The following is a 13,139-nucleotide window of genomic DNA, read 5'->3' as shown; positions in this document are numbered from 1 at the left end:
CATCGTCCACCCGCCGAGGAGACCCCCATGCCCCGCCAATTCGTCGACCTGTCGATCTACCTCGAGAACGACGTGCTGTCCGACCCGCCCGCCTTCGCGCCGAAGATCCAGTACTTCACCCACGACAACACCTTCGCGCAGATCGAGCCCTTCTTCCCCGGCCTGCAGCAGCAGGACCTGCCGGACGGCGAGGGCTGGGCGGTGGAGCTGGTGCAGCTGTCGACGCACAACGGCACGCACCTCGATGCGCCCTACCACTTCCACTCGACGATGAACAAGAAGCTCGGCGAGAAGGAGCGGGCGATCGCCATCGACGAGGTGCCGCTGGAGTGGTGCTTCCAGCCCGGCGTGAAGCTGGACTTCCGCCACTTCGGCGATGGCTACGTGGTGACCGCCGAGGATGTCGAGGCGGAGCTCAAGCGCATCGGCCATGCGCTGCAGCCGCTGGAGATCGTCGTCGTCAATACGCGCGCCGGTGCGCGCTACGGCCAGCCAGACTACGTGTCGTCCGGCTGCGGCATGGGCTACGAGGCGACGATGTACCTGCTGGAGCGCGGCGTGCGCCTGACCGGCACCGATGCCTGGAGCTGGGACGCGCCCTTCGTGCACACCGCGAAGAAGTACGGCCAGAGCCACGACGCCTCGCTGATCTGGGAAGGCCACAAGGCCGGCCGCGACATCGGCTACTGCCACCTCGAGAAGTTGCACAACCTGGAGTCGCTGCCGGCCGACGGCTTCTACATCAGCTGCTTTCCGCACAAGATCCGCGGCGCGTCGGCCGGCTGGACGCGCGCGGTGGCGATCTTCGACGACGTGCTGATGGCTTCGCCGCGCTGATCATGACGATCCCGCTCAATGCCACGCACGACCCGGCCGCGCGCAGCTGGGTCGAATCGGCCAACCAAGCCGCCACCGACTTCCCGATCCAGAACCTGCCGCTGGCGATCGTGCGGCGCGCCGAAGGGCACGACGGCCATGCGCGCGGCGCCGCGGCGATCGGCGACCGCGTGCTCGACCTCGCCGCGCTGTCGGCCACCGGGCTGCTGCACGGGCCGGCCGCCAGCGCCTGCGCTGCGGCCGCGCAGCCGGCGCTGAACGACTACTTCGCGCTCGGCCCCGCCGCGTGGCACGCACTGCGCCACAACCTCTTCGCGCTGCTGCGCGACGAGGCGCCCGAGCACGTGCGGCAGCGGGTCGCCGAGTGCCTGCTGCCGATGGACGCGGTGCTGCACGAGCTGCCGGCGCGCATCGGCAACTACACCGACTTCTACACGTCGATCCACCATGCGCTGAACGTCGGGCGGCTGATCGCGCCGCAGAACCCGCTGACACCGAACTTCCAGTGGCTGCCGATCGCCTACCACGGTCGCGCGTCCAGCGTGCGCGTCGGCGCGCCGGGCTTCGGCTTCCATCGGCCGATGGGCCAGGCGATGCCACCGGGCGCCGAGGCGCCGGTCTACGGGGCCTGCGCGCGGCTGGACTTCGAGCTCGAGATGGGCTTCTTCGTCGGCGGCGGCAATGCGCTCGGCCGGCCGATTCCGCTGGCCGAGGCCGAAGCGCACATCGCCGGTCTGGTGCTGCTGAACGACTGGTCGGCGCGCGACCACCAATTCTGGGAAATGGCGCCGCTCGGTCCCTTCCTCGGCAAGAACTTCTGCACGACGATCTCCCCGTGGGTCGTGAGCCTCGAAGCGCTGGCCCCCTACCGCGTGCCCTTCGTGCGCGACGCGGGGGACCCGCAGCCGCTGGCCTACCTCGACGACCCGGGCCAGCGCGCGCACGGCGGGCTCGACATCCAGCTCGACGTGCGCATCGACACCGCACGCCACCGCGAAGGCGGCATCGATCCGAGCACCATCGCGCGCACCAGCTTCCGCCACCAGTACTGGACGCCGGCGCAGATGGTCGCGCAGCACACGGTCGGCGGCTGCAACCTCGAGCCGGGCGACCTGATCGGCACTGGCACCGTCTCCGGCCCGACGCCCGGCGAAGCCGGTGCGATCGTCGAGCTGAGCCTCGGCGGACGCGCCCCGATCACGCTGCCCGGCACCGGCGAGCAGCGGGCCTTCCTCGAGGACGGCGACACGGTGATCCTGCGCGGCTGGTGCGAAGGCGCGGGGCGCGCGCGCATCGGCTTCGGTGAATGCCGGGGCGTTGTGCTGTCGGCGATCGGCCCCGGCGGCGCTGACTGAGCCCGCCGGGCCGCCCGGGCTTTCGCCGCGCTGTTTGAGCTATCTCAAGCACCGGCCATTTGGCGCGCCAGTGGCGCTCCAGTTCACGCCCGCCGCGCCGAAGTCCAAGGCGCCGGCGGCCTGCCGCTTCACCATCTCCACGGGCGCCGGCGCAACCGGAAAGACCGCTCGTGACTGCTGCCGCCCGCCTGACGCCGCCCAACGATCTGCCCCGCCTGCGCCGCGCCGGCGACCTCTACCTGCTGGTTGCCGCCGCGCTAGGCTGCGCCGGCTGCCTGTGGGCCGGCTGGCGCTTCGACCAGATCGGCTTCGGTGCCGCGGTCGGCCTCGGCTCGATGCTGGCGGCCGGGGCCTTCTTCGGCCTGTCCAGGGGCAGCTGGTTCAACTCGGTCGCGCTGCCGCTGCTGCTGGTGGTGCAGGTGGCGTCGCAGATCCAGATCGCCGGCGGCCGCACCGAGTACCACTTCGGGGTCTTCGTCACGCTGGCCTACATGCTGGCCTACCGGCACTGGCTGCCGATCGCCGTCACGGCCGCGTCCTTTGCGATCCATCACCTGGTGTTCGACCGCTTGCAGGCGGCCGGCTTCCCGGTGTTCTGCCTGACCCAGCCCAACCTGCTGACGGTGGCCGAGCACGGCATGTACCTGGCATCGCAGGCGCTGCTGAGCGGCTTGATCGCGCGCCAGATGCGGCAGGCCGCGCACCTGGGCGCCGAGCTCGATGCGATCACCACGGCGCTGTCGCGCACGCCGGGCAAGGTGTGCCTGGACGGCCTGCCCGACGGCGCACGCACGCCCGCCGGCGAACGCCTGCTGAACGTGCTGCGCACCATCCGCCGCGCCACCGGCGTGGCCGGGCGCACGGCCGAGTCGGTCAACATCGCGTCCAGCGAGATCGCCTGCGGCAACCAGGACCTGTCGCAGCGCACCGAGCAGGCGGCCTCCGACCTGCAGCGCACGGCGGCGGCGCTGGAGCAGCTGACGGCCACCGTGCGGCGCTCGTCCGACACCGTGCTGCAGGCGGGCCAGGTGGCGTCGGCCGCGGTGGGTCGCGCGGCCGACGGCGAAGCGGCGATCGAGCAGCTGGCGACCAGCCTGCAGCACATCGCGCAGAGTTCGCAGCGGGTGGCCGACATCACCTCGGTGATCGACGGCATCGCGTTCCAGACCAACCTGCTGGCGGTCAACGCGTCGGTGGAAGCCGCGCGTGCCGGCGAGGCCGGTCGCGGCTTCGCGGTCGTCGCGCAGGAAGTGCGGCTGCTGGCGCGGCGCAGCGCCGATGCCGCCCGCGAGATCAAAGGCCTGATCGCGCGCTCGAACGAGCAGGTCGACGACGGTGTCGCGGTCGGCCGCGAGACGCAGGCCACGCTGGCCGGCATCATCCGCGAGGTGCGGCATGTCAGCGAGATGCTCAACGACGTGTCGACCGCGGCGCGCGAGCAGTCCGCCGGCATCGCCGACGTCAATCGCGCGGTGGCCACGCTGGACGAAGCGACGCAGCAGAACGCCGCGCTGGTGCAGCAGTCGGCCGCCGCCGCCGATGCGCTGAAGGCGCAGGCCGCGCAGCTGGCCGACGCGATGGGCTCGTTCGAGCTGGGCGGCTTGCGCGCGGGCTGAGGGGCCGGCCGATGCGCCGCTGATGCGCCGGGCTGGCCGATGCCCGCGCCGCGCAACACGCGTGCACCGCGGACATCGGCCAGCCCGCCGCAAGAGGCAGCGGTCGGCCGGGGAGAGGAACGGGCCGCCATCGCGGTGAACGATGGCGGCACGATGATGGCGCTCATGGCGCCATCAACCACGCTTGGCCTGGCTGGCGGCCTTCACGGCCGCCGCCTTGGCGGCCGCCGGCTTCACCTGGGCCAACGCCGGCTCGAGCTCGCCCGACGCCGAAGCGAAGAGCAGCACCACGAAGCTGAGGCAGGCCAGGCTGAAGACGGCAGCGAATGCCGCGCCGGCGCAGCGGGCCTTCAGGGACGAGAGAGAGAACGTCGATTGCATGATGATTCCAATGGCGTGAATCGCACGGTGGGTGAATGGATGTCGACAGGCGACACCCGGCCTTCGCCACGCCACCGTGCAACGGTGTGGCGAATGCATGCTGCAAATGAATCGATGCCGCGGGCGCCGGAAATGGACGAGGCCCGGAACCTTGCGGTGTCCGGGCCTCGGTGGAAACCTTGGCGCGAGGGGTGCGACCGTTCTTACGGTGCGCCGGAACCCTCTTCCGGACAATGGGGCTGCAGTGCCATGCCGATTCCCGCTGACAGGCCTGCGTACGGGCGCACGAATGTGCGCGACACGCCGGCAATGCGTGCGTCGATGGGGGTTTGGCGGCAATTCATGTCGAACCTCCTCGGCGTTGCGGTTGGGATCGGGCCTGGGCCCTGCGGGGTCCGCGTCGGTTCGCGGACAGTGGGGCGAAAGTTAATCGAGCGATTGCAGGCCGTCAAGCCGACAAATGCGGGATGTCATTCGAATCGTGGACTCGGCGCGACGGAAATGACGTTCGGCCCACAATGGGCCGCATGAGCGTCCTCCATCACCCCGACTGGGCCACGCCTTTCGAACAGGGCAACGGCAACCAGACCACCACCTGGCACGACTGCATCGGCTTCCACCAGCGCCTCGCAAAGGCCTTCCCGCAATGGCTGCGCTTCGACGAGGCCGGCCATTCGGACGCCGGCGTGCCGATCCATGCCGGCGTGTTCTCCGTCGACGGCGTGTTCGATCCGCTGGCGGTGAAGGCCGCCGGCCGGCCGGTGTTCTTCAACAACAACGGCATCCATCCCGGCGAGCCCGAGGGCATCGACGCCAACATGGCGCTGATCCGCGACCTGTGCCTGGACGAGACGAAGCGCGCCGCGCTGGGCCGCACGGTGCTGCTGTACATCCCGGTCTACAACGTCGACGGTGCGCTCAACCGCAGCGACACGAGCCGCGTCAACCAGGTCGGCCCGGAGGCCTTCGGCTTCCGCGGCAATGCGCGCCACCTCGACCTGAACCGCGACTTCATCAAGGCCGACAGCCTGAACGCGCGTGTCTTCGCGCGCGTGTTCACGCGCTGGGACCCGGACGTGATGGTGGACACGCACACCTCGAACGGTGCCGACTACCAGCATGTGATGACGCTGATCCCGACGCAGCCCGACAAGCTCGGTGGCCGCACCGGCGCCCACCTGCGAGAGCAGATGCTGCCGGCGCTGTATGCCGACATGGCCGCGCGCGGCTTCCCGATGTGCCCGTACGTCAACCCGGTGAAGGAGATCCCGGACGACGGCATCGCCGACTTCCTCGACTCGCCGCGTTTTTCCACCGGCTACGCGGCGCTGCACCACACCATCGGCTTCATGCCCGAGACGCACATGCTGAAGCCCTTCGAGGCCAGGTACCGCAGCATGCGGGCGCTGGTCGACAGCGCGCTGACCTGGACGACGGCGCACGGCGATGCGATCCGCGCGGCACGCGCCGCCGACCGCGCGGCCATCTCGGCCGGTGCGCCGGTGGCGCTGGACTGGGCGCTGGACCTCGCGCACAGCCGACCGTTCCGCTTCAGCGGCTACGAGGCGGTCTACGAACCGAGCCGCCTCGGCGACTATCGGCGCCTGCGCTACGACCGCAGCCGCCCGTGGCAGAAGGACATCCCCTACCACGACAGGTACGCGGCCACCGCGCACGCCGTGCCGCCACAGGCCTACCTGCTGCCGCAGGCCTGGCATGACGTGGCCGAGCGGCTGCAGGCCCACGGCGTGGCCCTGCAGCGCGCGACGCAGGCGCGGCGCGTGGCGGCCGACGCCTGGCGCATCGTGCACTTCGAGAAGCGCCGCAGGCCCTTCGAAGGCCGGCACCTGCACGAGGCCCTCGAGCTGCGCGCGGAGCCGATCGACGCCGACATCGCCGTCGGCGACTGGATCATCCCGCTCGGCGGCCAGCACGACCGCTTCGTGGTCGAGGTGCTGGAGCCGCGCGGCATCGACAGCTTCTTCCGCTGGGCCTTCTTCGACAGCGTGCTCGACAAGAAGGAAGCCTTCAGCGACTACGTCTTCGAGGACGAGGCGGAACGACTGCTGGCGCAGGAGCCTGGCCTGCGTGAATCGTTCGAGGCGTGGAAGGCGGCCCATCCGGCGCTGCAGGGCGATGCCGAGGCGGTGCTCGGCTTCCTGTTCCGCACCGCCGCGCGCTACGCGGAACCGGAATGCGGGCGCTACCCGGTGCTGAGGCTGCGGCAGCGGCCCTGAAAAGCCTGCGCTGGCGGCGAAGGAACGCGGCTTGCCCCGCCGCAGCATCGCGCCCGACGCAAGGGCGCACACTGCCAGGAGCCCCCGATGACCGACCGCACCGACCCGCCCAGCGAACATCACGCCCGCGAAACGCTGTGGAACCTGATCAAGGACATCAGGTTCGGCATGTTCACGACGCACCACGCGAACGGCCACCTGCATTCGCGCCCGATGACGACGCAGAACCGCGGCATCGACGAGGACGACGTGCTGTGGTTCTTCATGTCGCGCTCGACCGAGCCGATGCGGGACCTGTCGGACGATCCGCAGGTCAACGTGGCCTACGCCGACCCGGGAGAGGACCGCTACGTCTCCGTCTCCGGCCGGGCGACGATCGACGACGATCCCGCCACGCGACGCCGCCTGTGGAGCAAGATGAACGAGGCCTGGTTCCCGAAGGGCGTGGACGATCCGGACCTGGCGCTGGTGTGCGTGCGCATCTCGCACGCCCACTACTGGGACGTGAAGTCGAGCAAGCTCGTGCAGCTGTACGCGATGGCCAAGGCGCTGGTGTCCGGCAAGGCGCCGATGAACCTGGGCGAGACCGCCGAAGTGCGCATGCGCTCGTGATGCGCCGTGGTGCGTCGGCGCGGGCTCAGGTCGCCAGCATGCCCGCCAGGCGGTTGCGGATGATGGTTTCCGCCTCGGCCATGATGCGGTCGATCAGGTCCTTCACCGTCGGCACGTCGCGGATCAGCCCGGCCACCATGCCGCAGGACCAGGCGCCCAGGTCCATCGTGCCCTGCTGCATGATGCTCGGGTAGACGCCGGCGACTTCCTCGCGGATGTCGTCGAAGCCGATCGCAGCGCCGAGCCGGCGTTCCTTCTCCAGTAGCCGCTCCACGGCCGCGTTATTTAGCACGCGTTCGGTATTGCGCAGCGGCCGCATCACCAGCCGCGTATCGAGCTCGCTGGCGGCGACGATCGCCTGCTTCACGTTGTCATGCACCGGCGCTTCCTGCGTCGCGATGAAGCGCGTGCCCATGTTCATGCCGTCGGCGCCCAGCGCCAGCGCAGCGACCAGCGAGCGCCCGTCGGCCATGCCGCCCGAGGCGACGAAGGGAATGCGCAGTTCCTCGGCCGCGCGCGGCAGCAGGATGAAATTCGGCACGTCGTCCTCGCCCGGGTGGCCGCCGCACTCGAAGCCGTCGACGCTGACCGCATCGCAGCCGATGGCCTGCGCCTTCAGCGAATGGCGCACCGAGGTGCACTTGTGGATCACCTTGATGCCCGCCTCGTGCAGCATCGGCAGCCATTTCTGCGGGTTGTTGCCGGCGGTCTCGACGATCTTCACGCCGCCGTCGACGATGGCGCGGATGTAGCCCGGGTAGTCCGGCGCGCTGACCGTCGGCAGGAAGGTCAGGTTCACGCCGAAGGGCTTGTCGGTCATCTCGCGGCAGCGCCGGATCTCGTTGGCCAGCAGCTCGGGCGTGCGCTGCGTCAGCCCGGTGATGATGCCCAGCCCGCCGGCGTTGGACACCGCAGAGGCCAGCTCGGCGAAGCCGACGTAGTGCATGCCGCCCTGGATGATCGGGTGCTGGATGCCGAAGAGCTCGGTGATGCGGGTCTTCATGGGCTGTGCCTTTCGTGATGGCGGCCGGGGCGGAAGGACGGTCAGAGGTAGCGCGCGAGCTCCTGCTTCGCGATCGCGTTGCGGTGCACCTCGTCGGGCCCGTCGGCGATGCGCAGGTGGCGCTCGTAGGCGTAGAACGCGGTCAGCGGCGTGTCCTGGCTCAGGCCCATCGCGCCGAAGGCCTGCATCGCCCAGTCCACCACCTTGACGCAGTTGTTCGGCGCGATCACCTTGATCATCGCGATCTCCTGCGCGGCCACCTTGTTGCCCACGGTGTCCATGCGGTGCGCGGCGTGCAGCACCATCCAGCGCGTCTGCTCGATCAGCATGCGCGACTCGGCGATGCGTTCGCGCCAAACGCCCTGTTCGGCCAGCAGCTTGCCGAAGGCCTTGCGCGACGCGAGCCGCCTGCACATCAGCTCGAGCGCGGCTTCGGCCATGCCGATCGCGCGCATGCAGTGGTGGATGCGCCCGGGGCCGAGCCGGCCCTGCGCGATCTCGAAGCCGCGGCCTTCGCCGAGCAGGATGTTCTCGACCGGCACGCGCACGTTCTGAAAGCGCAGCTCGGGGTGGCCGAAGGGCGGGTCGTAGACGCCCAGCAGCGCCATGTCGCGCACGACGGTGATGCCCGGCGTGTCCATCGGTACCAGGATCATCGACTGCTGGCGGTGGCGCTGCGGGTGGTCGGGCGATGTCTTGCCCATCACGATCAGCAGCTTGCAGCGCTCGTTCGCGGCGCCGGTGATGTACCACTTGCGGCCGTTGATCACGTAGTCATCACCGTCGCGCACGATGCTGCATTCGATGTTCGTCGCGTCCGACGACGCAACGTCCGGCTCGGTCATCGCGAAGGCCGAGCGGATCTCGCCGGCCAGCAAGGGGCCGAGCCAGCGCTGCTGCTGTTCGGGCGTGCCGTAGCGCGCCAGCACCTCGGTATTGCCGGTGTCCGGCGCCCCGCAGTTGAAGATCTCGCTCGCCCAGTAGCGCCGGCCCATGATCTCGGCCAGCGGCGCGTATTCCAGGTTCGTCAGGCCCGCCCCGTGTTCGGGCTCGGGCAGGAACAGGTTCCACAGGCCGGCGGCGCGCGCCTTGGCCTTCAACTCTTCGATCACGGGCACAGTGGCGCAGGGCCGGCCGGCGCGCGCATTGGCGGCGAGCTCGTCCTCGCGCCGCTGCTCGTTCGGATAGACGTGCTCGTCCATGAAGGCCTGCAGCTGCGCGCGCAGCGCGGCGACCTTGGGGGAATGCTCGAAGTCCATGGTTCATCTCTCCTGCGATGAGGGGATCGTCCCCGCATTGGGGTGGGGCGGCAGTCCGGTTCGCGACAGGCACTCGTATAGTTCCCGCGACTCGGAGGGAGGAATCAATGATCCATCGCAAGACGCCGCGATTGGCGCGGCTGCTTCGGCATGTGGGCCTTGCCGCGCTGTGCACGGCCCTGTTGGCGGCCTGCGGCGGCGGGCAGGACGGCACTGCGGCCGAACCGATGGCGTCGCCGGTGCAGGCGGTGCTCGCGCCATCCGCCTGCACGCCGCAGGCGGTGGCCGAGGGCGCCGCGCAGCAGATCGACCAGCGCTGCGTGCGCGCCAGTCCGCTGATGCGTGCCCACGCACGGCCGCAGGCGCTGGCCGCGGCCACGCCGGCCGCCGCCGCTACCACGCTGACACCCGACCAGCTGATGGACTGGGCCGAGCGGCAGTACCCGCACTTCTTCGCGCCGTCGGCGCAGCCGACGCAGATCCTCGCGCCCTACACCTACCGCTACTACCCGGCCACCGGCAACTACATCGGCGTGGCCGGCACCGAGGTCTACGTGCTGGGCCCGCTGAGCCAGGGCCAGATCGCGCTGGTCGGCACGCTGGCCGACTTCGCCTGCGTGGCCGCGAACATCGGCTGCGCGGTGCCAGGGGCGCCGACGATCACCGCGATCACGCCCCAGGACGGGGCGGCCTACGTCGAGTTCGCCGCGCCCGCCAGCAGCGGCAGCAGCGCGATCAGCCAATACAGCGTCAGCTGCGCCTCGGGCTTCGATTCGATCCGCACGGCGACCGGGCCGGCGAGCCCGCTGGTCGTCACCGGCCTCGGCAATGGCCGCAAGTACTCGTGCATCCTCACTGCGACGAACCAGCAGGGCACCAGCGCGCCGTCTGCGGCGATGACCGTGACGCCCGTTCTGCCGTCGTCGCAACCCACGACGATCCGGCTGGTCAGCGACAGCGGCGACTACATCGGCGGCGGCCGCACGTACCTGTACAACCGCACCAATACGCAGATCGGCTTCAGCGCCAGCGGCAACCGCATTTCCATCCAGGTCAATGGCGACGAATGGTGGTACGCCGATTTCGTGCTGCCGGCCAGCCAGCCGACCTGGGTGCCCGGCACCTACACCGGGCTGACGCGCTATCCCTTCCACGATGCCGCGAAGGGTGGCCTCGACTGGGGCGGCGAGGGGCGCGGCTGCAATACGCTGAAGGGCTCGATCACCGTGCTCGCGGCCACCTACAACGGCAGCACCGGCGAGCTCGACTCGATCAACTTCAGCTTCGTGCAGTACTGCGAGGGCGGCTCGGCGGCGCTGCGCGGCACGATCGCCTGGGGTGCGAACGACACCACCGGGCCCCCCGGGCCCGTGGTGCCGGTGCCCACGACGCTGTGGAAGCCGACCGCCACGCTGCCCGCGTCCGGCAACTACGCCTACCTGCAGAGCGACAGCGGCGACTACATCGGCCAGGGGCAGACGACGCTGTACACCGGCAGCCAGGCGCCGCAGCTCAACTTCAACGGCTCCAGCCTGACGGCCTACGTCGGCGGCTACGACGGCACCTTCGTCGCGATGCAGGGCACGTCGCCGCTGAAGGTCGGCTACTACCCCGACCTGAGCCGCTACCCGTTCCACAACCCGTTCAAGGGCGGCCTGTCCTGGGGCGGCAACGGCCGCGGCTGCAATACGCTGACCGGCTGGTTCGCGATCGACGAGATCACGATCGTCGACAACCAGCTGCAGCATGTGCTGCTGCGCTTCGAGCAGCATTGCGAAGGGGGCACGGCGGCGTTGCGAGGGCAGATACGGTGGACGAAGCCGTGACCGGCGGCGCGCCCCCGCGCGGGCGAGGGGGCGAGGGGCCGAGGGGAGAGGTGGGCGGCCCGCCCCCGCTTCGTTCAGGCCGCCACGGCCAGGGCGGCGTGCGCTGCGTGGTGCATGGCCTCCGCGATCAGGTCCAGGTCTTGCGCCGTGGCCTGCAGCAGGCCGAAGCGGAAGGCATAGCCCCAACTTGCCCGGCCAGCGGTGAAGGACAGCCGGTCCAGCAGCGGAGCGATCGGCGCCTCGCCGGCATCGTGGTCCCAGGCCACGTCGCGCCGGAAAGGCACGAAGCCTTCGCCCATGTCGAACTGGTAGGCGTCACCGTGCTTCACGGTGCCCAGCGCGGTGAAGGCCTGCAGCCGGTCCTTGCCGCCGAAGTGCACGGTGGGCGAGTAGTAGACGACGCGGTCCCCGGGCCGCAGGCGCCGCAGCGGCGCGCACTTGCCGTGGCACACCTGCATGAGGCCTTCGCGGCGGCCACGGCGCACGTGCTCGGCCGAGGCCACGGCCACCCAGCAGTTGCTGTTGGTGGCCATCTCACTGGCCCTCCGGCGCGAACACGCGCACGCGGTGGCCGTCGGGGTCCTGCACCGTGAAGGTGTAGCCGAAGTCCATCGGCGTGGGCGCCTGCAGCACCGTGCAGCCCAGCGCCTGCCAGCGCGCGTGGCGGGCGTCCACCGCGTCGCGGCCGGCCACGGCAAAGGCCAGTTCGCTGGCCCCCGGCGCGCCGGCGCTGGCCGGCGCCACCGTGTCGCGCTTCCACAGCCCCAGCATGCCGCCGGGGCCCAGCGCAAACATCGCGAAGGTGGGCGAAGCCTCCACGGCGGGCCGATCCAGCAGCCCGGCGTAGAAGCGTGCGCTGGCCTCGGGATCGGCGACGTGGAACAGGGTGAACAGGGTGTCTTGCATGTCAGGCTCCGTGCTGCGTTGTCTTGAAGGCCTCCATGGTGCGTGGACACCCTGTCAATTTCTGGCAGCAGCCGACAACGGCGGCGGCGGTCCCGCAGCGGGCCTCGGCGCCGATTCGGGGGGCGCGCCGCCCGGCGCGTTTCAGGGGGCGCTGATGCCTTCGGCCTCGCGCCACTCGCGCAGCAGCACCTGGCGGCGCCGTGGGTAGCGGTGGCCGGTAGGCTCCAGCGCGGTGATGCGGTCGGTGCGGAAGTGGCGCAGTTCCTGCCGCATCTCGCACCAGGCCACCAGCACCCGCGCGCGGTCGAAGAAGCCCAGCGCGATGGGCCACACGGTGCGCGCCGTCTCGCGGCCCTGGCCGTCGCGGTAGCGCAGCGCCAGCTTCTGCTCGTCGCGGATGGCCAGGCGCAGGGTCGACAGGCCTGCATCGCCGGCAGAAGGCTCGCCGGGCGGCAAGGGGTCCACCGCGGGGCCCACCATCAGCGACGAGCCGTCCAGCAGTTGCCGCGCTTCCGTCGGCAGCACCGCGGCGATCTTGGCCATCGCCTGCCGGGCCGCGCCGCCGAGCCGCGCATCAGCCCGGTCAGCCACCCAGCGCGAACCCAGCACCAGCGCCTCGATCTCGTCCGGCGTGAACATCAGCGGCGGCAGCATGAAGCCCGGCTGAAGCACGTAGCCGAAGCCCGGCGCACCGTCGATGGCCGCACCCTGGGCCTGCAGGCTGGCGATGTCGCGGTACAGCGTGCGCAGGCTGATGCCCAGTTCCTGCGACAGCGCCGCACCGCTCACCGGTCGGCGGTGGCGGCGCAGCAACTGAATGAGGCAGAGCAGGCGTTCGGCGCGGGACATGGCGTGATTGTCCGTGGGCGGCCGCACCCGGGCTGGCGGCGGCTGCCAGGGTCGCAGGGCCTGTGCGCAGCCGCCGGTTCGCGACATCGGATTTGAGCGACAGCCACCGGCCAGTTCCCGTCGCTAACGGCCGGCCGCTTCAGGGCGAGCTGAAGATCATCGCGGCGCTCCTGGAGCGGCCGGTGATCGAGAAGATCCTTACCCACCTTGGGCGTGGACCCGTATGCTTCGATGGCGTTGCTCGCGCGAGGGAATGCG

Annotated in this window: 12 protein-coding genes; 6 read left to right on the top strand and 6 right to left on the bottom strand. The window is 70.5% G+C overall.

What is annotated here, in order from left to right:
* The first annotated feature begins 27 nt into the window (after window positions 1–27).
* The 3 genes from P1K89_RS05925 (at window position 28) to P1K89_RS05915 (ending at window position 3,808) form a co-directional block, all read left to right on the top strand.
* Window positions 28–837: a cyclase family protein gene (locus P1K89_RS05925; RefSeq protein ID WP_284615455.1), complete on the top strand. Its 810-nt coding sequence runs from the start codon at window positions 28–30 to the stop codon at window positions 835–837.
* Between the two features lie 2 nt (window positions 838–839).
* Entirely contained in the window at window positions 840–2,192 is a 1,353-nt protein-coding gene (fahA, locus tag P1K89_RS05920; RefSeq protein ID WP_284615454.1) for a fumarylacetoacetase, read from the top strand.
* 170 nt (window positions 2,193–2,362) lie between these two features.
* Window positions 2,363–3,808, top strand: coding sequence for a methyl-accepting chemotaxis protein (locus tag P1K89_RS05915; RefSeq protein WP_284615453.1), 1,446 nt, complete (start codon window positions 2,363–2,365; stop codon window positions 3,806–3,808).
* A 174-nt stretch (window positions 3,809–3,982) separates the two neighbouring features.
* Here the strand turns inward: P1K89_RS05915 and P1K89_RS05910 are convergent, their stop codons facing one another.
* Window positions 3,983–4,189 (bottom strand): hypothetical protein, encoded by a 207-nt coding sequence (locus P1K89_RS05910; protein ID WP_284615452.1) that lies wholly within the window; start codon window positions 4,187–4,189, stop codon window positions 3,983–3,985.
* A gap of 527 nt (window positions 4,190–4,716) precedes the next feature.
* On the opposite strand from P1K89_RS05910, the gene P1K89_RS05905 reads away from it, so the two are divergent.
* Both P1K89_RS05905 and P1K89_RS05900 read left to right on the top strand, forming a co-directional pair.
* A complete protein-coding gene (locus P1K89_RS05905; RefSeq protein WP_284615451.1) occupies window positions 4,717–6,426 on the top strand; it encodes a M14 family zinc carboxypeptidase in 1,710 nt (569 codons plus the stop codon).
* Window positions 6,427–6,513: 87 nt separating this feature from the next.
* Window positions 6,514–7,038, top strand: a complete 525-nt coding sequence (locus P1K89_RS05900) for a pyridoxamine 5'-phosphate oxidase family protein (protein ID WP_284615450.1) — start codon at window positions 6,514–6,516, stop codon at window positions 7,036–7,038.
* 25 nt (window positions 7,039–7,063) lie between these two features.
* Here the strand turns inward: P1K89_RS05900 and P1K89_RS05895 are convergent, their stop codons facing one another.
* A complete protein-coding gene (locus P1K89_RS05895) occupies window positions 7,064–8,041 on the bottom strand; it encodes an NAD(P)H-dependent flavin oxidoreductase (protein WP_284615449.1) in 978 nt (325 codons plus the stop codon).
* Between the two features lie 41 nt (window positions 8,042–8,082).
* The gene (locus P1K89_RS05890) at window positions 8,083–9,300 is read right to left on the bottom strand and encodes an acyl-CoA dehydrogenase family protein (protein WP_284615448.1); all 1,218 of its coding nucleotides are present in this window, start codon (window positions 9,298–9,300) and stop codon (window positions 8,083–8,085) included.
* 107 nt (window positions 9,301–9,407) lie between these two features.
* Here P1K89_RS05890 and P1K89_RS05885 point away from each other — a divergent pair, with 107 nt between their 5' ends.
* A complete protein-coding gene (locus tag P1K89_RS05885) occupies window positions 9,408–11,126 on the top strand; it encodes a fibronectin type III domain-containing protein (protein ID WP_284615447.1) in 1,719 nt (572 codons plus the stop codon).
* 74 nt (window positions 11,127–11,200) lie between these two features.
* Here P1K89_RS05885 and P1K89_RS05880 read toward each other — a convergent pair whose 3' ends face one another.
* The 3 genes from P1K89_RS05880 to P1K89_RS05870 all read right to left on the bottom strand — a co-directional run bounded on the left by P1K89_RS05880 (window position 11,201) and on the right by P1K89_RS05870 (window position 12,881).
* Entirely contained in the window at window positions 11,201–11,659 is a 459-nt protein-coding gene (locus tag P1K89_RS05880) for an EVE domain-containing protein (protein ID WP_284615446.1), read from the bottom strand.
* A 1-nt stretch (window position 11,660) separates the two neighbouring features.
* Window positions 11,661–12,032, bottom strand: coding sequence for a VOC family protein (locus P1K89_RS05875; RefSeq protein WP_284615445.1), 372 nt, complete (start codon window positions 12,030–12,032; stop codon window positions 11,661–11,663).
* Window positions 12,033–12,173: 141 nt separating this feature from the next.
* On the bottom strand, window positions 12,174–12,881 hold the full coding sequence (locus tag P1K89_RS05870) for a helix-turn-helix transcriptional regulator (protein WP_284615444.1): 708 nt from the start codon (window positions 12,879–12,881) through the stop codon (window positions 12,174–12,176).
* Window positions 12,882–13,139 lie beyond the last annotated feature (258 nt).

It is taken from the genome of Aquabacterium humicola, assembly GCF_030167915.1.
Classification (GTDB): Bacteria; Pseudomonadota; Gammaproteobacteria; order Burkholderiales; family Burkholderiaceae_C; genus Pseudaquabacterium; species Pseudaquabacterium humicola.
This window is presented reverse-complemented; position numbering and strand designations above follow the sequence as displayed.